The following is a 24,623-nucleotide window of genomic DNA, read 5'->3' as shown; positions in this document are numbered from 1 at the left end:
GGATTTTTTATGAAGCTTCGCTCTCGTGCTGTGGCCGTCTGCGCTACCGCAGCCGCCACCACTTCACTCGTCCCCGGCATCGCCCAGGCGGCCACCACCACCACCCCGATTGAGCACGTTGTAGTCATTTACTCGGAGAATATCTCCTTCGACCACTACTTCGGAACCTATCCGAATGCCTTAAACAAGGACGGCGAGAAGCTGCAGGGCAGCGATAAAGAAGCCCCAAAGTTCACTGCCAAAAAGGGCACCCCTAAAGCAAAAAACCTCGAAAACGATGGCGTAATGGGGGAGAAGAACCCCAACTCCGTCAAGCCCTTCCGCATTGGGCCAGACCACGCTGTCACCACGGATCAGAATCACCACTACGGCGATGAGCAGGCCGCGTACAACGGTGGCAAGATGGACAAATTCCCAGAGACCGTGTCTACCGACATCGATAAATCCTCCAACGGCTACTACGCCGCCCCAGGTATGACCATGGGCTATTACGATGGCAATACCGTCACCGGTATGTGGAACTATGCGCAGAACTTCGCGATGAACGACAATAGCTACTCCACCATCTTTGGCCCATCCACCCCTGGAGCACTGAACCTGATTTCCGGCACAGTGGCCGGCGGTACCATGCATGACCCAGCCACCGGTGAGCAAAAGAAGATCGAAGCAGGCAAGAACCACGCCCTCGCTGGCGTATCTGAAGACGGCAAGACCGCCACCGTTGTCGGCGACCCAGACCCGCTTTACGACGACTGCTCTAATAACTCCTCCGCCGGCACCAACCAGGTGACTGCGATGCACTCCAAAAACATCGGCGACCAGCTCAATGACAAGGACGTCACCTGGGGCTGGTTCCAGGGCGGCTTCCGCCCGACCGACGAGGCCACCGATAATGCCCGCGCTCGCTGCGGCGCGTCCCACACCACGCTGACCGGTCAGAACCAAACGGACTACAATCCGCACCACCAGCCGTTCCAGTACTACGCCTCCACCGCAAACCCGCACCACCTGGCACCGTCGAGCGATGACATGATTGGCAAGACCGATCGTGCCAACCATCAGTACGACTTGAAGGATTTCGACACCGCAATCGAACAGGGCAATTTGCCGGCCGTGTCGTTCTTGAAGGCCGCGAACTACCAGGACGGCCACGCCGGCTACTCCAATCCGTTAGACGAGCAGGCTTTCATTACCCACTACATCAACGAGCTGCAGAACTCCCCAGAGTGGGATTCCACCGCAGTGGTCATCGCCTACGATGATTCCGATGGCTGGTATGACCACAAAGCCCCAGAAATCTTAAACGGTTCCAACGATCCACACCAGGATAAGGAAATCTGTACCGCTGCCGCAGCGAAGGTCGGCGTCGCCGGCGATAAGCATGGCCAGTGCGGTCCAGGCACCCGCCAGCCTCTGTTGGTCATTTCCCCGTACGCAAAGACTAATCACATCGATTCCACCTACACTGAGCAGACCTCTGTTACCAAGTTCATCCAGGACAACTGGGGCCTCGGCCGCCTGGGAGGCGTTGCCTTTGACGAGCGCGCCGGGAAACTGAACAACATGTTCGACTTCAACGCCGGAGAGAAGGCACCGAAGCTTTTCCTGAACGAGACCGATGGCACCGTTGCTAAGGATTACGCATCTATCGAAAAGGTGGATAATTCCTCTCGCGCTGGCACTAACCTCAAGGACGTTGTTGAGGATATGGATGACCCGACGGTTACTGAACAGGGCGTGCCTTCCATCACTAAGTTGCACCAAGAGTCCAAGCCGCGGCCTGGCACAAATAAGCCCGCTGACTCGAGCTCCAGCTCTTCTGCTGGTTCTTCCAAGGGCGGCGTCATTGCGGCTATCCTTACTGCCCTAGGCGTAGGCGCTGGCATCGTAGCTTGGTACATGAATGGTCACCCCGGCCTCGACCTTAAGAAGCTGAAGGATTTCAAGCTCCCACCGCTGCCTAACCTCCCGTTCTAACCTATGAAGACCTTCCGTATCGCCACCGCCGCGGTGCTTGCCATCGCGGCCGTATCCCCTCATGCTGTAGCTCAAAGCTCCCTAAGCTCCTTCGGCTCCAGCTCCCGAGACTCGCGACCGGCGGCGCCGTCGACAAGCAAAAGCGCGAAGCCGAAAGAACCACAGCTAAATGTGCGCGACGTGTATTCGTGCCCTACGCCCGACAAGGTCCAGGGGCAAGCAGAGTGGAAGGTCTATAACACCTCTGGACTGGCGCTTACCGTCTACGTTGCAGACGATGCGGGCAATGCCTACCAAGTTCTAGAGCGCGTGGGTACTCCAGCCAAGCGCGCGTGGGCCCCGAAGCTGCAGGACGGCACTTATCACCTCACCTGTGTCTTCCACAATGATTCGGCCGTGAAGTCTGATGATTTCACGGTCACCGGTTCCACCATCACCGAAGCGCCCAAGATGGTTCCTATTACTGACCGCGAGGTCGCAGCTGTTGCTATCCAGCAGGCAGCTAAGCAGAAAAAGCGCGTTCCTGAGCTGCAGAAAAAGGCTCACGCTCTTGCCGATGCCACCTCTAAAGACCGTCCCGCCGCCCGAGCGGCCTACCTCGATTACCTCGAGATCTACCGCTCCTTCGACGATTCCAGCGAAATGTGGCCTGGGCCGGACTTGGAGGGGCACGCAGAGGTTGAAAAGCTGCTGTGGTCCAAGCGCCCTGTCAAGGATGCGGCCAAGCCTGCCCGCGCGCTTGCCGACGCCGTCGATAAAACCGCCCGTGCCCTCGAGACCTCCCACTTCGCCATTCCCGCGCCCGATTACGGCCTGCGCACCCACGAGGTGATGGAGGAATTCGAGCGCTTCGACATGCGTGGCGAGCGTGACTTCGGCGCTCATGCCCTACCCACCGCGCTGCGCGGCGATGTTACCTCTACTCGGCTGACGCTGGATGCCGTCCGCTCCCTCGTTGAGGGCCGCGGGTTGGATACCGCGCCAATCTATAACCAGCTGGATGAACTCGACAAGATCGCCGGTGAATTCGATGAAAAGTATGACACCGCTTTTGACAAATGGTCGCAAAAGGATCGTATGCGCCTGCAGTCGGCCGTTGCCCGTGCTAATGAGTTGCTTGCCCCTGTCGCCACGATGACCGTTATTAGAAGGATGGATTAGTGCCCTGCCCGTTTAATTTTTCCCGCCGCTCCTTTCTTTCTGGCCTTGCTGCAACCGCCGCGCTTACCGGCCCAGCCGCGGCCGCCAACGCGCAGTCAAGCTTTGCTGGTTCCTCCTTCGGCTCCTCAAAGCATGGCAAGGATTCTTCGGCCGACCCCGCTGTGCCTTCGCCGCGCACCGATGCGGATGACCCGCTCGATCTTCCTTTCCATGGCGAGCACCAGCAGGGTATTGTCAACCCAGCCCAAAAGTATTCCGAGGTCGTCGCCCTCGACGTACAGTTCACAGGAAAATCGCGTCTGGAAGAGCTGTTTCGTACCATCACCGAGCGTGCCCGCGTTCTTACCACCGGCGGAGCCACCGCGGCCGATGGCATAGCCTATCCCGCCGGTGATTCCGGCGAGCTGGGTCCAAAGCTTCCCACCGATAGCCTATCCATAACCCTTGCCGTGGGCGATTCGCTTTTCGACGACCGCTTTGGCCTAAAACCCGTTAAGCCTAGCCACCTGAGCTCTATGCAGGCTTTCGCTGATGACACCTTGAACGACGAGCTGTGCCACGGCGACCTAGCCTTGCAGATTTGCGCCGATCAGCACGATACCGTCATTCACGCGTTGCGCGATATCCTTCGGCACACTCGCGGCGACGTCGCCGTGCGCTGGCGCCAAAACGGCTACATGAACGAGCCACGGCCTTCTGGCACCCAAAGAAATCATCTTGGGTTCAAAGATGGCATCGTCAATCCGGCCGAAAAGGATCAAGACAAGCTGGTGTGGGCTGGCGCGGACGAGCCAGATTGGGCCGCCGGCGGCAGTTATATGGTGGTTCGCCTGATTGCTATGTATACCGAATTCTGGGATCGCATCTCCATTGCCGAGCAGGAGCAAATCTTCGGCCGCGACCGTGCTACCGGCGGCCCACTTTCCGGCGGTGACGAGCACGCTGAGCCGAACTACCTCGACGATGCCACAGGTGACGTCATCCCCACCGATGCGCATATTCGCCTCGCCAATCCGCGCACGCCAGAAACCTCCGACCAGCTCATGTTGCGTCGCGCTTATAATTATGACAACGGGGTGCGCGACAACGGCACCCTCGATGTCGGCTTGGTCTTCATCTGTTTCCAGCAGGACTTGGAGCGTCAGTTCATCACGGTGCAAAAACGCCTCGAGGGCGAACCGCTCGCGGACTATATCCGCCCCTACGGCGGCGGCTATTTCTATGCTTTGCCCGGCGTTGCCGACGACTCCGACTTCTTCGGCTGCTCGCTCCTCCAAGCCTAGGCAAGCTTCGCTGCCCTGCAGTATTTGCGAAAACTGTGCAGGGTGAGTTGAGTTCGTAAATAGCGAGGCAGGGCGCTCAGTTTGAATTGGCCCAGGGCGGGACCCAGACTATTCGGCCCTGCCGCCGCTCGAGCCGGCCACGCACCGGCGGCGCATGCGGATCGTCGTCGTTGACGCCGTTGTGATACGGGCACGCCACGCTGAGATTCGACATATTGGTCTCGCCGCCGTGCTTCCACGCCTGCAGGTGGTGAATCTGACACTTATCCGCCGGATAATTGCACTCCGCCCACGGGCAGGTGGGGTTTTCCGCACCTGCCATCAGGCGCTGCTTATCCGAGGCATGCCGCGAGGTGCGATACAAGTTTACCGGCCCCTCATAGGGATGGACGAGCGTGACAAGGCCGCATTCGGCAAGGCGCTTTTCCACCAGCTTGGCGCCGCTGATTTCGGCACCATTGGTCAGTCGCAGCGTGATTTCTTCGCCTCCACCGCCTAGGATTTCATCCAACTCATCGAGCTGGATGATGATATTCGTCGTCGCGGCAGGCCGTACCGCAGCTCCGCCGCGGAAGAAGATATTCTCCACAGAATCGAGAGGTTTCTCCTCATTGATGCTGGCGTGCAGGTCAGCGATGAAATCGGAATCACCGGTAATCGAAAGCGTCGATGGCCCTCCCTTGCGCCGCGTCATCCGCACGCCCTTTTCCGGTAAGATGGGGCACAAAGACACATCAGAAAAGGCACATTTTGTGCGCAACATCACAAGATTGGATGGTTAAAATGACGCGAAAAGCAGTGATGTACCTAAGGATTAGCCTCGATGCAGAAAACAACGGCCTCGGTATTGAGCGTCAGCGGGAGGACTGTATGGCGCTTATTGAACGGGAAGGGTGGGAGTTAGTAGATGAATATGTTGACAACTCGGTGAGCGCAAGTAAGGAACACGTAACGCGCCGTGAGTACAACCGCATGGAGGAAGACTACGAAGCGGGTCGCTTTAACACTATTGTTTGCTATAACCTCGACAGGCTTACCCGACAACCTATGCAGATGGAGCAATGGTTAGGGCGGGCTAAATATACGAATCTGCACCTAGCAACTTGCAACGGCGAACTTGACTTGAGCAATGATGACGGCCGATTTTTGTCGCGTGTTATGGGTGCGTTTACCAGTAAAGAAGTTGAGCGCAAGTCTGAGCGGCAAAAGCGCGCAATACTTCAGAAGGTGCAAAAAGGAGGCCGCCCCAGCGGGGCCGCGCCCTATGGCTATGACAACGACTACAAAGTTATAGAGGATAGGGCTAAGACGGTGCGCGGTATCTACAGGGCTATACAGGCAGGGGTGTCTATGGCTGATATCGTGCGCGCACTCAATGGCGAAGCGGGTAGAGATGAAGAGGTGCCGTGGCTTGCCCCGTGTGCACCGCCCGGGATACTGATATGGCAACAGCGCAATGAAAAGCGCGCAGAGCGTGATATGGAGCTGCTACCGAAGCCGAAGCAGACCAAGTGGACACACCATATGGTTCTAAGAGTTGGATCTAATCCAACCTATGCCGGGTACCGGGTACATATGCCCGAAGACGCGAAGAAGAGGCCAGAGCATAGGGGTGCCGGGTCTGATACGGCACCGGGCAAAAGGATGCATATTGCCCGTGATGCCGACGGCGAGCGTGTCACCGGGTTCTGGGAACCTATTGTGGATAAGAGTTTGTGGTGGTCTGTCTCTGATATCTTGTGCGACCCCAAGCGTGATAAGAGGAGGCATAACCGAAGCGGGCGGGCCGGACTAGGTTCGGGTCTTTATATCTGCGGCGAATGCGGCCACCATATGACCACATTAGGTCTGAGGTACCGGTGCAGGCAATGTGGTATCTCCCGCACCCGCGAGCCTATAGACCGATTGGTCTGTACGGTTGTAGATGAGATTCTATCTCGCGAAGACGTGGTGGAGGCGCTGGTAGCTAGGAGGGAGCCGACGGAAGAATCGAAGGCTATAGAGCAGCAGATAAAGGACCTAGAGGCCAGGATTAAGGGTGCTGAGTCTGACTTCGATGAAGATTTAATAACCGCACGGGACCTAAAGCGCAAGCGTGATAAGGCTCAGGCTGCTATCGACGGTCTGCGCCGGCAACAGGTTAAGATGCTGCCAGAGGCAACGCAATCGGTGTTAACAGGGATGCAAGACCCAGCGGCGGGATTTAGGGACAGTTCGCTGGTGACAAAGCGGGCAATCATAGACGCGCTCATGGAGGTTCGGCTCTACAAAGCAGTAGTAGGGCGCAAGCGGTTCGACCCGAAGACGGTGGGAATCGAGTGGAAGGTAGACGCCTAGAAAGCGGGGAAGGGTAAGCGGTTCGCCCACAAGGGTGGGTCATCGGGCAAAACACCTTAAACCACCTTGTTTAATTCGTGTCTAGATTAGTGCCAATATGTTTCTAGTCACAGTTAAGGGGTGAAGATGTGATTATAAGTGGTTGCCTATCATATTTATGGGTGGATGCGTTCAATAATCGAGTGAAATCACGACTTAACATGTGAACTCACACGATTTCACACAATGTTTGTGAAGGCGTTTCCCCAGATAGGCGGGTAGAAAAAGGTCATTTCACACGGTTACACGATTTTCAACAAATCTTTTTATATAGCCGTATGTAGCTATGTGGTACCACCTATATAGAGGTAGCTGCTTTATGCTCTTATGCCTCAATACTGGAAAACATGTGAAATGTGTTAAATAGAGGATAATAGCAGGTCAGAGGATAAATTACGAATGTGAAGTGGTGTGTGAAATTATCTAAACTCGTGTGAAGTTCACACAATTTGGTGAACAGGGGTATGTTTGCCTTTTTCGCGTCTTCGGGGTATGTCGTTTCTTGGGGTTGCCTAACTCAATGGGTTTGGGTGATGTGTGGATAGATTTTATTTCAACCGGCTAAATTTTGTGTGGGGCAGTTGCGTAGAGCCTAAAGGTAAACATAGATACAAGAGGGCGGCATAATAGTGTCACAACATATATAGTGATACTCAGTATCAGAAGTCTCGCGCCAAGCTTAGGTGACTGGTGGAGGCTGAAGGGGTTCCATATGGGCTATGTTACAAGCCAATCAACACACTACTTCCGCCACGTCATCCTATGGGCTTTACAGCAGATTATGGAAAGGAAGAATGCGCAACTGTAGGGAGCTTGTAAGTAAAATAAAAAGCACTTCCATATCGTAAATGAAGTCGGGCACTACTATATGCCAACGTAATCGCGGAAGACCTAGAGGAATCAGGCCTAATTCTCCAAGTCTTGCCGGAATCGTCTCCTAGTTAGATGGGGGCATTGTTACTGCGCAATGGAGAAGTTTAGCTAACGGACGATGATACGGATGTCTATACAGGCTTACCTAGCACTTCTGCCTGGATGACCGCTACCCAAGCCTGAGAACTTGCATACACGCTACTTACAGCAGCAGGATTTACAGAGGAGAGACAGGGATAAACGGCAACATCACTACATAACCCCTAGTGAGAAAATGAACTGGCCCCCAAAAGTTGGACTGGTTTAATTCTAGGTGGTTAGGGGTTCAAGGGCCTGATGCCGATAGTGCATCGGGGTCAGGCCCTTGAGTCCCGTGTCATACTGCGCGTACCACTTTGTGAGGCCTGCACCCCTGATAAGGGCTCCAGTGGTCTCTGGAGAAGAAAGGCCGTCTGAGCATAATCCCCCGTGATGCTCAGGCGGTCTTTTTTATTGGTTTAGCAGCGCTTATGGTCGCAAATCATCAAATGAGTTAGAGGCCTTGATATCGGATTCAAATGCCATGAGGTACTGCCACGTTTGGTCTTCAAAGTCTTCGACCAGGTAAAGCTTGCGCAAGGTATCCTCCATGGCTTCCTGCTTGAGCTTGACTGTTTCGTCATCTCTATCCCGATCAGCCTTGGCCTCAATGACCCAGTAGACCCCATCAGTATCGCGAACCACGAAGTCAGGGTAATAGTCATTCTTTACCGTGTACGCGACACATGCACCATCAGCTTCATAGAGTCTTGTCCACCACACAACGTCAGGATCGAAGTTGAACAAGCAGGCCAGACGGTATTCTGCGTTAAAGGAGTCGAATTTAGCGCCATCAAAAAGACCCTTTACCCACGGTCCGTAATAGCGGTTCTTATTAAACCCTGCATCGGCTGAGCTAGCAGCCCCCTCAATATCCAGCAGGTCATAGACCTGAGGTACTGGGATCGAACGGCGGATCGGCATCTTCTTCGCTGCGACCTTGCGCTCTAAGGTTGGATTCTTCTTGAAGTCCTCATAGATGCTGCGCACATACGCCGCGAGCTGGACGGCAGCTGATTCCTTCGCGTTCTCAGTCCATGCGTCAATACCACTGTTATCCATGAAAAAGGGGATGATCTGCTGTTTGAGATAGCGGAAGTTGCTATCAATAGCATGAATGACATTCATCTTAGCTACACGCTGGACAAGTTCAGTAACTACTTGAGCTTCCGTTTGACGGTAGGACTGAACTTTCACGCGATCCATAGCCTCAGCCTTTACTGAGTGTGACGTTGCATCAGCAATGATTTTCCTGCGCTCAAGAGTCGCCATCGTGTTCTTGACACCAGCGGCAAAGGGCCTAACCCCCTCAAGTGGGTAATCATCGAGCCGGAAATTCTTGACAGTCGCTATCAGCGAGGAGATAGGGAAGGTGAACTCAACATCCTCAAAATCCTTGTTGACCGTGACATACACGTTGGTCAAGGCAGGCTGATGGTCATTACCCGGTGTAATCGCCTCATCGTCTCCGACCCTACGAGCAGAAACTCCGCGTGGATGCGCAAGGTGGGCGCTGGAGCCTGCTTCAGGCAAATCTGGAGTATGAGTACCAGAACTAATCTCCGAAGGCTCAGAATCGCTCGAATTAAATGTATGAGCACTATTACCTGGATCCGTTGTCGCAGGTAGCGTTACAGTGCCTTCTGCCGTATCAGTATCCCCGCCACCAGTAATCAGCTCTGTCGTGTCCACACCGTCCTCGACAGCGCCATCTAAGCCAAATTCTCGAAGAACATCTTCCTTATCCAGCAAATCTACAAAGGACTGATGACTCAAGATATCGAGTTCATCGATTGTAGCTTCGCCGGTCAATGACCCGAAAGGCAACCGCAAACCACGTCCCATAACCTGCTGGGTCAACACCTCAGAACCCATTGCACGAAGGGTGCACATCACCGCAATGCGCTTAGTGTCCCATCCTTCTCGCAGTTTGTTCACGCTGACAATGCAACGCACGGGAGAGTGGTCAGAATCGAGATAGCGCAGCATGGTTTGAGTTGCTGAATCCGTGTGCTTGCTATCGACTTGAAGGACAGCCTCAGGGGTATCAAAATAGTCAGGCTGGCGTAGACGCTCGGCAATCTCAGTGGCGTGGTTGACGTTCTGACACACGACAAAGAGCAAAGGTTTTGTTTGCTTGCCATCTGGGTGCGTTAGTCGCCAACCTGCATAGGCTTCTTCCTTGCGTCTCAGCAGCGATAATGCATCCTGTAGCTGTCGCCCTTCACCAGGAGAATCACTACCGTAGCCACCATTGCGGTACACGAGTACGGGTTGTTTCACGTAACCATCGGCAAGTGCTTGATAGAGCGGATACTCAAAGATGATGTCATCATCCTTGCTAGCCGAAGCGGTTAAGCCGAACGTTGCCGCAGGTAGCAAGGCTTTAAAGGCAGATTGATAGATCTCGGCTGAATCACCAAACAAGTGTGCCTCATCAATGATGACCACTAAATCATCCATTTCAGCCAGTCGCTCGCCAAGTACGCCAGAAGCTTCCTGGAACTTCCAAGTCTTACGGCGTGCCCCTTCGACACCAGTAGCAACGTTTTTACCGCCTTCCTTCGGCGGATAGAGCTGCTGCACATTGAAGACATAGATATCTGAAGCACGAGCTTGACCATCAGACATCCGATCCATGTTGGTGCGTAAATGATGCACGTCACCAGGAGTAATAACATGGGGTGGAATGCGGAAACCACCGAGGTAACGCTTGCTTCCACGCGTGAAATCATCCACCGTCTTGTTCTGCACCACGGTGCTGGGAGTAATCACCATGACCGTGTAATGACCCTGATGGCGCAGGTATTCAATGAGTGCAGCCATGACATAGGTCTTGCCCGCACCCGTGGCAAGATTAAGAATCTGCGGTGTCTGCGGGTCGAAATCGCCCGATTCGAGCCTAGCTACAGCAGCTTTCAGCGCTTCACGATTAGGCTCCCGAAGGTTAAAATCGCTAGCAATCTCAGCAATCAAGTTGTTATCTACAACTACATTCAACGCCATGGCCTTACTCATCCTCTCCGGCCCTGTCGGGGTCAATACGGTCGATTAATTCCACGCTCTCGTCCGCATCAGGACTAACAGGAGCATGTGGAAACACACCGAATGGAATGTGTATAACGCGCGAACCATTCTCAAATGATGAAACATAATCGCGCATATCTTCATCCACCATGGTGGCGGCGATATCTGCGCTACACCCCTCAGGCAAGTGCGACATGACTTCATCCACCTTAGCTTTGTCAACGAGTCCATCCACGACAGCAAGACGCTTACGGTTGTAGTGGCCGTCAAAGTACGAGTCTTCAGGACTCAAGTAAAAGCCCAGGTTAGCTGCGATAGTACGGACGAGAATATCGCCATGAGCTGCGTCAGTAAGTGTCGTTAATCCCAATTCCGGGTCGTAGCTAAAACACTCAGGTGCTAAATGCGCCGTGGTAAAGCCACCACCACCACGCCAATTGCGAACAGTGGACTTCTTCGTAGCAATCAGCTTCATTGTTTCTTTAATATGTGCTTGCTGCTCAGAAGTGATGTGATCCATCTTCGCTAAGGCTCGAAGCAATTTCGCTGAGTCTTCAGCAGCAGTGGCATCATGCTTTTCTGGAAGAGTAACACCATCTTTAGGCTCACGATCCTGCGTAAAGGTAACTCCACCTGGATCATCATTTGCGATTACTTTAGATAATCTAGGAACAATAAAACGATTAAATGTGTCCTCAACCAACTCACAGGTCACCCAACGCCGACCCATCTTCTGCGCTACCGCTGCAGTGGTACCCGAGCCGCCAAAGCAGTCGAGAACGATATCGCCAGGGTTGGTAGCAATGTGAATGATTCGCTCTAAAAGACGCTCGGGTTTGGGGGTGGTGAATGGTGTGACCCCTGGGAAAAGCGCTTTGAGCTCGGACTTCGCCCCGCGATTGTGCCCAACATCCTCGTTCGAAAGCAATGTAGCGGGAACTGTTCCGCCGTCGGGGATGTACGACTTCTTTCCAATCCCACCGACACCTTGCTTCCGCCAAAAGAACTGAGGTAAATTTCCTCGTTTAATCGTTTTCTGCGCTTCTATAGAACTTATTTCAAGCGAATCCGCTAATACGATTCCGCAGACACCTTCCCGCACTTTATCCACCCCGACCCCACACCGAGATGCACGCTCCTCCGCATCGTTTAGATCACGGAGTTCATATCGTGCGTACTGCGACATGCATTCAAAAATGGTGCTCTGCTCAGCCGCCCAACATCGTCCGTAGCCTGGGTATACGAGTTCCCCAGTAATGGGATTCTGAATTGCGTAAACCATCCCCTGGTGCGTCGAAGCTCCAGGAGCTGTTGGATTGTCATCCCACCACAATCCTCGAATATCCCCATCGGGATTTGAAAATCGGGCGTTGTCAGCTGCTGTACGCGGTAGGCGATTAATCCGAAAGCCGCTAGATTTTGAGTAAGCGCAAACGTAATCTTGGTCCACGGAGACACTATTAGTATTGTTGCGAGTTCCATCCGCCTTCTGCCAGATGAAGTCTGCAATGAAATTCTCAGCCCCAAAGACTTCGTCCATTAGCAGGCGCATACGATGATTCTCCACGTCATCGAGATGCACCCAGATGCTGCCATCATCGCTGAGCAAGCTGCGCATGTTGAGCAGACGGTCACGCATCATGGTCAACCACACTGAATGCTCAAGGTTATCTTCGTAGTTAGCGAAGGTCTGAGCGGTGTTGAACGGCGGATCAATATAGATGCATTTGACCTGGCCAACGTACTTATCAACCAACTCAGGAACACGTGTTAGCGTCTCTAACACATCTCCTGATTCCCCAAGAATAAGCAGGTTACCGTCTTGTGGAGTCAGATTGGCACGCTCTGAATAGGTAGCTTTCGGATCTTTCTCGGCCTGCTCACCTGCGAAATACTCATCGATTATCAACGGTCGTGTTTGGCAATAGCGCGGATCAGTTGACTCAACCCAAGCGTAGCCGTACTTGCCTTCCGCCAGCGGGATGAGAGCTTTGTCTTTGTTGTACCAGGTCAGCTCTAGTTTGCTGCATTTGGCCATAAACTGTATACCTTTCAAAAAATTACATCGTTGTCATTCTACGTGTGATTACGCACTTATCATGGTCAATTACCATCTAAAACTCTGGACCAAACTCTTCCTCCTGCACTCGGGATCGCGAGCCCATTCGCTTGGGTCGCTTGAACTGGTCGATGGTCAGGTTGCGTATCCGCTCTTCTACCGGGTCATGGATCCGTGGAGCTACTGGGGGTGTGCTAACGCGCTGGTTTGTTGTGGGCATCATTAATGCTGTTAAAGTAAGCGCCAATCTCTATGAGGATGTAGGCCACGTGGTTGGTAGTGCTGCCATAGCCGCCATGCGCTCGCATGCGTGTCGTACCGTTTTGAATAACCGAGCTATCGCCCAAAGGGGTTAGCCCGGAGATTAGGGCAGCGCATCTTGGTCATGATGTCTAGATGAATGGAAAGGCGTATACGGGCCCGGCCCCCGGAAAGTAGACACCGTGGGGGTGAAGATATTGGCTTTACTCTAGCGCATTGTTAGGAAGCGTGAGTTTCGTACTCAATGGGTGTGAGGTACTTGCACCAGGAGTGCCTTCGGGCGTTGTTGTAGCGCGCACACCATGCGAAGACGTCGCGTCGGCAGACTAGCTGATTGGAAAAGACTTTCTGGTCTTTGAGCACTTCTCGTTTCAACGCCGCGTTAAACGACTCCGCGAGTGAATTATCAGCACTGCTGCCAACTTCTCCCATCGACTGGGTGACGTTGAGTCTTCGGCAGACAGCCTGAAACTGCGATGAGGTATACACGCTGCCATGATCTGAGTGGAAGATCGCCCCGGAGAGACTGCCACGGATACGGCGAGCATTCTCGAGCGCTTCTTCGACGAGGTCGGTGCGCATGTGGTCTGCGATCGCGAAGCCGACGAGCATCCGCGAGTAGCAGTCAATCACAGAAGCCAGATACATATTCGACCCGTCTGCGATCGGCAGATAGGTAATATCGCCGACGAGGATCCTATTGGCAGCTGGCGCAGTGAAGTTACGCTTGACCAGGTCAGCAAATATAAAGCGATGACTCCCACGCTGCGTTGTCGTGACCTTACGTTTTTTCGTGTAGCCGCGCAGCTGAAGCTTCTTCATAATCCGGGCGATGCGCTTATGGTTGACCGGACGGGTGCTACTGTACGCATCGTTGAAAGTCAGCTCGGCGGCAATGCGTTTTGTGCCGTAGAGCTGCTTCTTGTCGTCGAAGATGGCCTTGACCTTGGCTCCGAGTATGGCATCGTCAACCAGTCTGCGGTGCCGCTGGGCGCTGCTAGCTTTCCATTTATAGTAGGAGCTGCGGTTTAACCCGAGTACGGTGCACATCCGCTTGACCGAGTAATCGGTGCGGTGGTCATCAACAAACCGGAAGCGGATCACCAGTTCGTCTCTTCCATGAAATATTTGGCTGCTTTACGCAAAATATCGCGTTTTTCTTTCAGGCGGGCGTTTTCCTGTTGCAGCTGACGTAGCCTCTCAGCATCGGTGAGTTGCCTCGCACGATCAGCACGTAAGCCCGCTGAAAGCTGGGGTTTCGTGCCAGTTCCGTACTTATCAACCCATACGCGAAGCGTAGAGCGGTTGATCCCTACATCGGCGGCCGCAGCGTTCAACGACACCTGTGGATCGTTCTCGTACATCGCGACCGCGTCGCGCTTGAACTGATCCGAATAAACCTTCCTAGGCATGGAGGTAGATTACCTTTCCCCGACTCAACACAGCCGGAATCAGAGGTGTCTACCAAACAAGGGTCAGGTCCCCGCCAATTCTTAGGTCGCGCCACCACCGTGGCACCGTGCCAGAATTAGTGCCGCGAAGCACATCGAATCCGCCCGCAGTCACAAAATGAAACTGTGCGTAGTGATTGTAGAGACACAGCTAGTTTAATCGTGAAAAGTATCTAACGAATCAGTCTAAGCTCGACTGCCACCCGATCGAGCTCGTTGATTATTGAGTCCATGACTTGGGTATCAATCGATCCCACAAGATCCACGCCGTGAGCAAGGGTATTACGTAGACGGGTGGCGCGGTCCAATATCTCTAGGTCGGTTCCGCTGATCAGCCCGCGTCTCTCCATTTCGGTGAAGATTCTTATCAGAGGCGTGAATTTACTGGAGCCACGCCAACTGACATTAAAGTCTTCGCCATAAATCGCCCTAACTCGTCCTTCAAACTCGGCATAAACCAGAAGGAAGCAACCCGCGGGTGTCAATCCAAAGATCTTCTCGCGCTCCGCCCGATTTGTTAGTACGAAACGTCCACGCTCAGCTTCAGCGGATGGGCCAGACGGCAGCGAATAGCCTTCATCCTGGCTCGACCTAGCTCGTCCCTCGCGTTCGAGATTCTCATGAAGCTCCTTGGGCTTAGCAGCCGTTTGAATCGAATCAGCCGAACTTATAACGGTTTTGAGTTGGCTCATCTGGACTTCCAGCGGCGGGGACTTGTACTTGACACCGCCGAGTTCGAGTTCAAGACCACCGCGCTGGAAGTCTCGTTCGATCAAACCCCATACTTTCTTGAACGGATTTCTGAGAAGCGGAACCAGAAATAACAGAACCAGTGGCCATGACACCAAAACCGACAGAATGGTTTCTATTCGCTCGACCTGATCATTGTCTGCTTTCGCAGCAAGAACGGCACTGACGGTACTAACTAGGATGAAGACACCGACCGTAGCCCAGCCTTGCCAAGAACCGCCGCTTGTTTCGGAGCCATTTTGATGGCCGCTATCGGACATATCTCGCAATTTTCCCATGCTGCCCCTCTCGCGGCATGCGCTCTCTGCAACTCCCGAATGCAAGATACACCATCTCACCCCCTCCCGCATCTGTTCTGCCGTCTCGCTAGTAATAAATGTCCCACAATCCCAACTTGCCGCCCCCAGCCAGGAATAATCGTCCGTACAACGGTTAGCCCGGAGATTAGGGCAGCGTATTTTGGTCATGATGTCTAGATGAATGGAAAGGCGTATACAGACCTCACCGACATCGAAGCGATGGCAAAGGCTCTTAAGCGGGGTGAGGCAGGGATGTCGTTTTGTAAGTGGCTTTAGGGGCGGGATTTGTCGGGAATCTGCGGGAATATCCGGGAATCTCGATTGAGGGTAAAAGGTAGGTAGGGGGAAGCTCAAGGTTGTTTGAACTCGGGCGTCTAACCCAGAGGTCGTAGGTTCGAATCCTGCCCCCGCTACCAACTTCCAAGCCCCTACCAGCGGAAACGTTGGTAGGGGCTTTAGTTATTTCTCTTAAGGCGCACGCCCTGGGACTCAAATTGGGACTTTAGCGATGGCATTTTGTCACTTAAGCCGGTTTTGGAAGTGATGCTGCCCGACACGCCCCTAAGCGTTATTTCCCCCAGAGCGCGGTAGCTCACCCCGTAGCGGCAGTACCACCCACTGCCCACAGAATGATGCCACGGGAGAAATGACAACCGGAGAAAATACCCATGGCTGTGACTATTTCACGTCGCCCTTCCTACTGCCCCAACTTTGCAACAGCACCACTTTAGAAGTACACCTTACTTGTATCACCTGCGGCTAGCCGTGAACGTTATTTAGAGTATTAATTTTTTGGCGCTTTAGAACGACGGTTATAGCCACTATCAAAAAAATAACTGCCGTAACACACCGAGTAAAAGTACTTGGATGCCAAACTGCTGCGCCAAAGGAAAAGAGGAGGCTAAGCAGAACCCCGTAGGCATAGGAAGTTACGACCTCGTGTTTTACGGTGCAATATATCAGCCCTAATCCCCCAAGGACGGAAGGTACCGCCCATATAATAAAGTTCTCTGAAGAAAGAGCCGAACTCTCTTCATGAAACTTCGACAACAGGACGGATCCGCTTAAGATTAGCGCAAGTGAAAGGGTACTGGGCCAAGTAATGTTCTGTCTTGTCAAGATTCCCTCTTTTGTTAACAGTAGTCTGCGTATACTGGCGGATAATCCGCATGTACACCCTGCTAGGGTTTAGTTAACCAAGAGTTCTTTGTCAACAAAGAAGAGGTGAACTATACATGGAACCTTATGTAGGGATCGCAGTCTTTGAACTTTCAAAATCCGAGCCTGCTGCACAAGAAGCGAAGTCTTTTTTCCGCGAGGATTTCTACATCGTCTATGCCCAAAACGATGATGAAGCACAGAGGAAAGTGGAGGCTCTTGCCCATGAACAGGAATCAGAACCAGGGGATATGAGCCCCTTAGTCACTTTGCGCCATATCGTTGATGTAGCTCCTGCGCTATACGGCTATGTGGATAAAGATTGCGACCTCTATTCACGCCATTTTAATTCGCTCGAAGACTACAAGAAATTTGAGATGAAACTAGGAGGGACAGATCCATTGCAGACAGATAGACCCCAATAGGAAAACTGTCGATTGAGTCCGCCCATCTACTCAAACATTCTCAATGCTGTCGAACCGACGGCCAGCCATAAACCTCATCGCCGACTAACCGTGCTTTACCGAAATGCACTGTACGGGTACACCCTAAGTAAACAGTTCGGGAATTACATCCATCGTGTTTAATCCACTGTTCGCTAGGGTGGGTCCATGAGCAATGAAACAGAACCGTCACTACCTCTAGACATTCCCGAACAACCAGAGGTGATTACGGGCCAAAAATCGGCTACGCGCGTGTGAGTTCCAAAGATCAGAATCTTGACCGGCAGACCGCATCATTAAAGAAGGAAAAAGTCTTCCGCATCTTCACCGATACCGTTAGCGGATCGTCCACCCAGCGCCTCGGCTTAGATGGGGCGCTTAATTATGTGCGCGCCGGCGACCAACTCATTGTGGTGAGCATGGACAGGCTTGCCCGCTCCCTTATCGACCTGCACCGCCTAGTCGATGAACTCACCGAACGCGGAGTATCCGTCAAGTTCCTCAAAGAAGGGCAGGTCTATTCGCAGGATTCGACGCCGGTTGCCAAACTCATGCTCGGCTTGCTCGGGTCGGTGGCGGAGTTTGAACGCGCGATTATCCGCGAGCGCCAAGCCGAATGTATTGCCAAAGCCAAAGCCCGCGGTGTCTATAAGGGGCGTGCGAAAGTCCTCAACGAGGAACAAATAATACAGGCGCGCACGTGGGTGGGGGGGATTCCGAAAGCAGAGGTTGCCCGCCGTCTCGGCATTGGGCGTACCACACTGTATAAGTACCTCAACCAGTAAGGCCTGACGTGCCCTGCTATGCCTATTGCTATGGGTATTGCTATGACGGTTGCTATTTGTATTGCTATAGGCATTGTTTTCGCCGGCAACGCGCGTTTAGTAGGGGGTCAGGGGTCGTCGGAGTAGGTTGCTAGTGTTTGAGATGGTCCATAATCACCCCGGCCTTATCTGGGATGTGTGGTCCACATCACACGCGGGGCACACCGCGCACCGATGAAGAAGCCGCGCCCACGCCCCACTTCTTGGGGTGGTTGTAGAAGAAAAGGGGGTACATCTACTACCACTGTGGTATCTCGCTTATTCCGACTTCTGCCCTGCATTCTCCGCCCACACACGCACGCCCACAGAAGCGGCAGTCATAACAATCATGAGGACGACTGCTAAACCGAGCCCGATGACGTCTGTCACCCACAAAATAAATAATGCTAAAGAGACAACAGCTAAAGCGAGTAAAACTCCAGTTTTTATCTTCTGTGTTCTATCCATAGCGCCATTATTCAATAATAAAACCCCACCATGTGAGGGATTTCCTCTTCTTGCAGAAGATTTCTTCGCTCCGAAACGTCTTCGCAGTATGGCATGGCTACTCAACGCACGTACTAAAGAGCGGTCGAATTCCAGCTTTAGACTAGCTCTTATTGCTTGATTGAACCGTGAATATGCAGTTAAAAACACTGCAATAGTCAATCTCTGCTCGGCTATACCAAGCATGTTGCCCCTCAATGTTCCCTAATCTCTGTCTTCACCTAGATGAAGCGCGTCGGCAATCATTACCCTTAAAGAGTGATTACGAACGAACTTCGAAATTTGCTAGCCAAAGCAACTACTCACGCACGGCGCTTTCAGGACGGAGGAGATCACACTGTAGCCGCAACACTCCTCACCAAATCAGGAAAACACGTACTCGGTTTGAACGCGCACCACTTCCTCGGTGGTCCTTGCGGGGAAGTCTCGGCTTTAGCTAACCATGCTGCTAGTTATCCAGAGGACCCAATCCAAGCAGTAGTCGCCGTATACGGACCTACTGGTCAAGTTATTCCTCCCTGCGGTAAATGCCGCCAGGTGCTTTTTGATGTTGATCCGTCCATTCGGTGCATCGTGCGCGGAAGCAATGGAATTGAAGCACCTACCGTAGAAGAACTCTTGCCATTCGCATTCAACTGGCGAGATATGGAACAAGAGCAGCGCATCTACATGTGGGAAGGCTACGAGGAATCAATTCGTAGCGGAGAAAAGCAACAGACACTTCGGGTAGATGATCCTTTCCATGAAGGAAATGCCCAAATAGTCTTCGAGAAAGAATCCGGAGAGGTCGTCACCATTCCTGCACAGGTCACGGCCGTTTCCTCTATCCAGCGAAGTAAATTGTCGGAAAAGCAAGCTCGAAATGACGGCTTTGGCTCTCTCGCCGAGCTTCAGAAAGCGCTAGATGCTCACTATCCCGGATTAGCTGCCGATGATGAAGTAGACGTCGTCGAGTTCAAACTGCGGTAATCCATCCAGACCGAAAGGTGGAATAGCCCCCCGCACACAAACAATCGGACACTCTCCCGAGAAACAATGCGGCCCAGCCAACGATGGTGAAATGGTTGAAACCGAAGACATAGAGGGCAGTCGGAGACTATGGATATGCAGGCATATCAATCCAATTTTCAAGGAACCATACTGGGAATGAAGCGAAACTGTCCTCGCATAAAATAGTCTAGGAGAAAAATGAAGCTGACTCCACGAGCAGAACAGATTCTGAAAAAGCTCAAGTAATAGCTCAAGAATCAGGGACTGAAACAACAGGTGCCGAGCATATACAACTAGCTTTGTTGCAGGATAAAGATTCAATCCCTTACCAAATAATTGATGAAGAATTTGGAGCAGAATCCTTATATAAAAAGCTATCTGCTTACTTAAACACGGAAGGGTACAAAACCTCCACCAACCGTGCAAGCTTTCTCACTTAACTATCTTCCATTAAAAAGACACGCTAACCAGTCAATATCTTGTTTGGTTAGCGTGTCTTTTCTGTTCACGTTCTAGCCGGCGGTGCTGCTGGCGCATCAGGGCTTGCGGCGCCGGCTGCTCGGCTGCTGCGACGAGTGCGCGTACCGCGTGACCATCTCAAGGATAAACCGCGACAAGAGTTATCAAATTAATAGTATGTTTATGAATATGGAGACAAATCCTGAAAAGATAATTGGCAATCTCTTGAAAGACATGAGAGAAGTTGATGACTGGATTTGCATAGCCGATGCAACCGCAGCCAATGAAAAAGATGCATTCGATGCTACTTACGAAGACGTCGTAACTATTCTTGAGGCCGTCAAAGAATCTCCTTCAGTGACTATCGGGAAAGTCGCACGTCGTTTTATAGATCTCCCCGATAACTGGAGTCCCTCCGATGTAGCGAAGACCATCTTTTCGTCAGCAGATACCATAGGAGCGATGATGGATTTCTGGTTGCGCTCTACAGAAGATGTCGGTAGCTAGAAACATTGCTCTTGTATGAGACTGAAATCTATCTGTTGTTGTCAACGAGCTGAGATGACTCGCTTATAAGTGAGGAGAGTGTAAGAAATAGTGTTTAAGCTAAGAATTTTGTGAGGCCAAGCGCATATTTTTAAAGGGATATCCGGCGTGGCATTACTAACCTGCGCTAGTTGCGCAGTGACGCTAAGCCTCTAGATGCTTTTGTAATGAAGAAGCCTGTTGGTATGAACGACTTGCCCATACAATCAGGCTAATAATCAATAGCACTAAAGTAGACCTGTCTTGGAAGTGCAGGTACATAGCTAAGCAGAACGCGACAAGCAGAACACAAATGACTATGTGGCTAATGGGAGATAGGTGTTCTGTCTTCATATTTTCTTCCTTTACAAGAAAATAATACTTCTAGGAGAAGGGTTGTCCTAGACAGGGGACAGTCTAACGGATGAGTACCTTAGTTTTCCAAGAAGGATGGGCTCAATTTCCTCCTATGCAAGAACGCATACCAAAAGAAATCGATCCCATTAACAGTGGTGTTTCTAGCGTTGACTCTCTTCTGATATTTATCATGAAGCTCTTTACAATCCCCTGGGTAAATCAGCGCAACGGTATTTAGGCATAAAGAAAGCGCCCGCGTGGGGCGCTTCGTGTCGTGTTTAGTCGAGTTGGGGTTTTGGTGGGCGCTGTCGGATGGATGTTGTTAAGGGGTAGGAAATCTCCTTCCCTAAAGTATTCTTTTAGCGGAAGGAGGTTTTATTATGGATAAGCAATCTTCCTACCAGGCCCTGCATGGGGCGTCTCCGCAGCAGGCCGTGTCACGGTTTTTCTTGAGATATTTTGCTTTTAAAGGGTCAGCCTCTAGAAGTGAATACTGGTGGATTTTTTTCTTCTTGACTATTGGTTCATTCTTCGTCAGCATGCTCGATAATCATTTAGGTGATTTTCATGGAGTATCGCTAGAAGAAGTGATAGCAGCAATCGTGTTTCTGCCTTTTCTTGCGTTGCTATCGAGACGGCTGCAAGATGCGGGATTCCCCGGAATTCTAGTTGTATTATTTTTTATCCCCATAGTGGGAACTATCCCTTTAATGATCATGACCCTTCTTCCCTCAAGTGATGACAAACGTCATCTCTTTTTCCAGAAGAAGGTGTCGCCTTCAAGCCAAAAGGAAGCACGATCGGCTTAAAGGAAAGTCTGGCAATTGTAAGCATTCAGGTGTGTGGTTACGGAAGTCTTTAAGGATAAAGGAGAGACTGGCCTGATTTTTGGTCAGTTCCTCCAACCTGTCGGGGGTCGACACTAATCGTTGTGCGTGGTGTTAATTCATGGTTCTCGCGTTGCCGCGAAAGTTGCTTACGCGACTTCCTTGCCCATGTAGCTGTCACGCCCTGGCACTCGCGGTTGCCTGGCACAACCAACTCCACTGAAGGCTTCGCCGGTTTTCTGCATTGGCCTCGTCTGAATAGCGCTTAATTCTTTGCATTGAGATGATAGGAAGTTTCCCGGTTCAATTCGAGCGACGATTCATCAAAAGAAAGAACCAGTCTTAGGGCTAAGGATTTACCCTGGTTATAAGCGTGATTCTCGTTTGTTGCCTTACCATGGGGTCACACTCGTTACTCAAGATGTACATGGGGCATAGTTATGCGTATTGAGCCTGAAATTAATGTAGTCGGTAGAGATAGTTTTCAGCGATACATCTCGGACTCTGGTGTGACAGATCTGTATTTGGATACAAAGGTTGCGGACCGCTAACGCAGTAAGTGAATTATGAAATTAAGACAAGCAATAAATTTTAATACCTTTCGGTTCAGCTTGTTATACGCGCTTTCCCTGTCAGTCGCGGGTATCGATCTGACGATTTCGGTACGCTCTGGTCAAGAATTGACTAGGACAGCCTTAGGCGGCACGATGGCCTATGTTTTAATAGCCTTGGGTACCATAATTGCCGCTCGACTTGGAATGCCATTGATTAAAAGGCTCGGGCCTCGAATGGTATATCTAATTGCGGGCACAATTTGTATTTTGTCAGGATTGGCAACATCTTTTGCAATGCAAAAGCAACAAATCTGGCTATTTTACGGTGGAATACTGCTCATCGGTATCTTTATGGGGCTCGCAAATTTTCATCGAATTTTGGTGAAAGATTTCGCGACCCAGCCAAGTCCTTGGGATACGAGTCTCGTTCTCTTGAGCGGAGTCGTTGGGTCGATTTTCGGTCCTTGGGTTGCTGGGATCGTGGCCGAATCCTCAAGCGACTTCTACAAAGCGTATCGGGTTGTAATTGGTCTTGGGATATTGGTCTTTTTTGCCTCGTTGGCTCTACCCCAAACCATTGAAACGATGCTTGCACGAACATCCAAGGATGATCGCTCGGGTGATCGTTCGGGTGATCGTTCGACTCTTTATCTTGGTGGTGTATTGGGGTTCTTCAGTTATGTAACTATGACCCTTGTAATGACAGCAGTTCCCTTAGAAGCCCAGCGACAGGGGCTAAGCAGCTCCGAAATTTCTGGATTGTCGCAGTTACATATGGTTGCCATGTACCTTCCGATATTGGTGGTTCCCTATCTTATCAACCAGTTTTCAGCGCAAAAGGTTGCGATTTGGTCCTTGGGGCTGGGCGGTTTGTCTGCAGTGTGTGCTGAACTTCTTCTCAAGGATGAAAAAGCAAATAATCTTGAACTTGCGATCTTGATGGGGATCGCGGGAGTCTTTTGGGCTTTTTCGTTTACTGCGGCATCAAATATTGTTGCGGTAAACCAATATGGAAGGACTCATCTAGTTGCGCGGGGTCGCGCTGAATCGATGCCTCCGCTGGGAATGATTATCGGATCTATTCTTGCAGGAGCATTGTTGGGCTCAGTTGGCTTTATTTGGGTTGTGGTGTTCTTTGGAATTGTATCGCTATCTGCATTCCTTCTCTTGACGATACTGACCAGTCTGAAACCGACGTAAGCCTAAAGGGGGGAGGGTAATCGTGGAATATGTCTTTGATTTGGACGGCACAATGTACACGGGGGAGTACAACTATGCATGAATGGTGGATCTTGCAAACGCGTTGTCCACAAATCAAATCTGGTTCTTGTCTAACTCGGATCGATTAACTGGAGACCAAATCTCAGCACGGTTGATGCAGGCGGGGGTGAAGGGGATTTCTCAGACTCATACACTAAGTGCTTTAGATTTTGCTCGTGATTGGGTCTCCGCTCAGCGCGGAAGTGGTGTGTCTGAGGGTGTCAGGAAGTTTGTGTGTGGCTCTGATCTAGAAGGAGTTTCACCGATAATGACTACGGTGTCACCGAAGAAAAGCCATGACTCGGTGAGGGTCAACGAGATCAGCGAGAAGCTGATGGAAAACCCAATTCCGACATAGGAATTCATTGAGACTATTCCGCCATTTCGCAGCGATATAGATGCTTACTCTCTCCTTGCAACAGAATTTAAAACCAACGAGAAGTACTGCTCAGTACATGGGGATTTCTGGACCTTGGCCACGGAAGTTTTCGGTCAAAAACCCGAATTCGACTTCCCATATATGAAACTCACTCGGTAGGAATGAAGGCTCCTTTTTCTGCCGAGAAACGACATCAGTCTGAGCAGCTTCACGCGTGGTAAATGCAGCCAATATATCTGGGCTTAATTCCTGGTAGCGCACGGAGGAATGTTGCGCATACCCTTCTCTAAAAACGAGATAGACAAGTTTCGGGAAACGAGACTTGTTTAGTTTTCCTTCCCAGCCTTGAAGGGGAACTTCTTCAGTCCAACAGGTTATACTTGGAGAATCAACATGCTCGCCCATAGCACTCTCCTGCTCTCTGGTTAAAGCTATTCCGACAAATTCTTCGTCATACGTAGCTTCCGTACGCGCAAAGAGCACAAGAATTTTAGCTTGGTTGCTGCTATTTGAAGTTCTACCTATTAAACCTTGCATGCTTCTCTAAACGGTTTAGTGTTAACAGTCGCAGGGTAAGTTTTATCGTCGTCTACGATAGTTCCTGTTGTCGTGCCAATAAAGTTTGTATCCACTAAGCCATTGCGGTGTGCTAGAAACTGTCAAGTAAATTTACTTGCGAACGGCATTCATGTATTTCAGTAAAATCACTTGCTAATCTTTTTTGTAGCTGTAGGCTGACTATTGAAAAATGGTTTTCCACTTGTGG

16 protein-coding genes and 1 pseudogene are annotated in these 24,623 nt (G+C 51.4%); 10 read left to right on the top strand and 7 right to left on the bottom strand.

Annotated elements, in window-relative coordinates; all coding sequences use genetic code 11:
* The first annotated feature begins 9 nt into the window (after positions 1-9).
* The 3 genes from L8V01_RS03525 to efeB are packed head-to-tail and all read left to right on the top strand — an operon-like array spanning position 10 to position 4,421.
* Positions 10-1,977, top strand: coding sequence for an alkaline phosphatase family protein (locus tag L8V01_RS03525; RefSeq protein WP_269945756.1), 1,968 nt, complete (start codon positions 10-12; stop codon positions 1,975-1,977).
* Between the two features lie 3 nt (positions 1,978-1,980).
* On the top strand, positions 1,981-3,138 hold the full coding sequence (locus L8V01_RS03520; protein ID WP_269945755.1) for an EfeM/EfeO family lipoprotein: 1,158 nt from the start codon (positions 1,981-1,983) through the stop codon (positions 3,136-3,138).
* Positions 3,138-4,421, top strand: coding sequence for an iron uptake transporter deferrochelatase/peroxidase subunit (gene efeB / locus L8V01_RS03515; RefSeq protein ID WP_269945754.1), 1,284 nt, complete (start codon positions 3,138-3,140; stop codon positions 4,419-4,421). Before L8V01_RS03520 ends, efeB begins: the two co-directional genes overlap by 1 nt.
* A gap of 76 nt (positions 4,422-4,497) precedes the next feature.
* Here efeB and L8V01_RS03510 read toward each other — a convergent pair.
* Positions 4,498-5,142: pseudogene (locus L8V01_RS03510) on the bottom strand (HNH endonuclease signature motif containing protein); the annotation flags it as partial.
* Between the two features lie 62 nt (positions 5,143-5,204).
* Here L8V01_RS03510 and L8V01_RS03505 point away from each other — a divergent pair.
* Entirely contained in the window at positions 5,205-6,758 is a 1,554-nt protein-coding gene (locus tag L8V01_RS03505) for a recombinase family protein (RefSeq protein ID WP_269945753.1), read from the top strand.
* A 1,419-nt stretch (positions 6,759-8,177) separates the two neighbouring features.
* Here L8V01_RS03505 and L8V01_RS03500 read toward each other — a convergent pair.
* The 4 genes from L8V01_RS03500 to L8V01_RS03485 form a co-directional block, all read right to left on the bottom strand.
* Positions 8,178-10,754: a DEAD/DEAH box helicase gene (locus L8V01_RS03500; RefSeq protein WP_269945752.1), complete on the bottom strand. Its 2,577-nt coding sequence runs from the start codon at positions 10,752-10,754 to the stop codon at positions 8,178-8,180.
* A gap of 4 nt (positions 10,755-10,758) precedes the next feature.
* Entirely contained in the window at positions 10,759-12,813 is a 2,055-nt protein-coding gene (locus tag L8V01_RS03495; protein WP_269945751.1) for a site-specific DNA-methyltransferase, read from the bottom strand.
* A 501-nt stretch (positions 12,814-13,314) separates the two neighbouring features.
* Positions 13,315-14,507, bottom strand: a protein-coding gene (locus tag L8V01_RS03490; protein ID WP_269945750.1) for an IS3 family transposase whose coding sequence is annotated in 2 segments (ribosomal slippage) — positions 13,315-14,219 and positions 14,219-14,507 — 1,194 coding nt in all. Because the reading frame shifts where the segments join, the coding sequence is not laid out codon by codon here.
* 212 nt (positions 14,508-14,719) lie between these two features.
* Positions 14,720-15,556 carry a hypothetical protein gene (locus L8V01_RS03485; RefSeq protein ID WP_269945749.1) on the bottom strand — a complete coding sequence of 279 codons (837 nt, stop codon included), beginning with the start codon at positions 15,554-15,556 and terminating at the stop codon, positions 14,720-14,722.
* 1,274 nt (positions 15,557-16,830) lie between these two features.
* Between L8V01_RS03485 and L8V01_RS03480 the strand changes: the two genes are divergently transcribed.
* Positions 16,831-17,178, top strand: a complete 348-nt coding sequence (locus L8V01_RS03480; RefSeq protein ID WP_269945748.1) for a DUF4288 domain-containing protein — start codon at positions 16,831-16,833, stop codon at positions 17,176-17,178.
* A gap of 272 nt (positions 17,179-17,450) precedes the next feature.
* Positions 17,451-17,981 carry a recombinase family protein gene (locus L8V01_RS11935; RefSeq protein WP_269945747.1) on the top strand — a complete coding sequence of 177 codons (531 nt, stop codon included), beginning with the start codon at positions 17,451-17,453 and terminating at the stop codon, positions 17,979-17,981.
* Between the two features lie 297 nt (positions 17,982-18,278).
* On the opposite strand, the gene L8V01_RS03470 is transcribed toward L8V01_RS11935, so the two are convergent.
* Entirely contained in the window at positions 18,279-18,692 is a 414-nt protein-coding gene (locus L8V01_RS03470; RefSeq protein WP_269945746.1) for a hypothetical protein, read from the bottom strand.
* Positions 18,693-18,764: 72 nt separating this feature from the next.
* Here L8V01_RS03470 and L8V01_RS03465 point away from each other — a divergent pair, with 72 nt between their 5' ends.
* The 4 genes from L8V01_RS03465 to L8V01_RS03450 all read left to right on the top strand — a co-directional run bounded on the left by L8V01_RS03465 (position 18,765) and on the right by L8V01_RS03450 (position 23,418).
* Positions 18,765-19,475, top strand: a complete 711-nt coding sequence (locus L8V01_RS03465) for an ASCH domain-containing protein (protein ID WP_269945745.1) — start codon at positions 18,765-18,767, stop codon at positions 19,473-19,475.
* A gap of 663 nt (positions 19,476-20,138) precedes the next feature.
* On the top strand, positions 20,139-20,462 hold the full coding sequence (locus L8V01_RS03460; protein ID WP_269945744.1) for a hypothetical protein: 324 nt from the start codon (positions 20,139-20,141) through the stop codon (positions 20,460-20,462).
* A gap of 755 nt (positions 20,463-21,217) precedes the next feature.
* The gene (locus L8V01_RS03455; RefSeq protein WP_269945743.1) at positions 21,218-21,646 is read left to right on the top strand and encodes a DUF805 domain-containing protein; all 429 of its coding nucleotides are present in this window, start codon (positions 21,218-21,220) and stop codon (positions 21,644-21,646) included.
* 584 nt (positions 21,647-22,230) lie between these two features.
* Positions 22,231-23,418 (top strand): MFS transporter, encoded by a 1,188-nt coding sequence (locus L8V01_RS03450; protein ID WP_269945742.1) that lies wholly within the window; start codon positions 22,231-22,233, stop codon positions 23,416-23,418.
* Positions 23,419-23,926: 508 nt separating this feature from the next.
* On the opposite strand, the gene L8V01_RS03445 is transcribed toward L8V01_RS03450, so the two are convergent.
* Entirely contained in the window at positions 23,927-24,340 is a 414-nt protein-coding gene (locus L8V01_RS03445; protein WP_269945741.1) for a hypothetical protein, read from the bottom strand.
* Between the last annotated feature and the right edge of the window lie 283 nt (positions 24,341-24,623).

This window comes from Corynebacterium curieae, assembly GCF_027570035.1.
Lineage (GTDB): Bacteria > Actinomycetota > Actinomycetes > Mycobacteriales > Mycobacteriaceae > Corynebacterium > Corynebacterium curieae.
The sequence above is the reverse complement of the archived record's forward strand: the minus strand, read 5'-3'. Positions and strand labels throughout refer to the sequence as shown.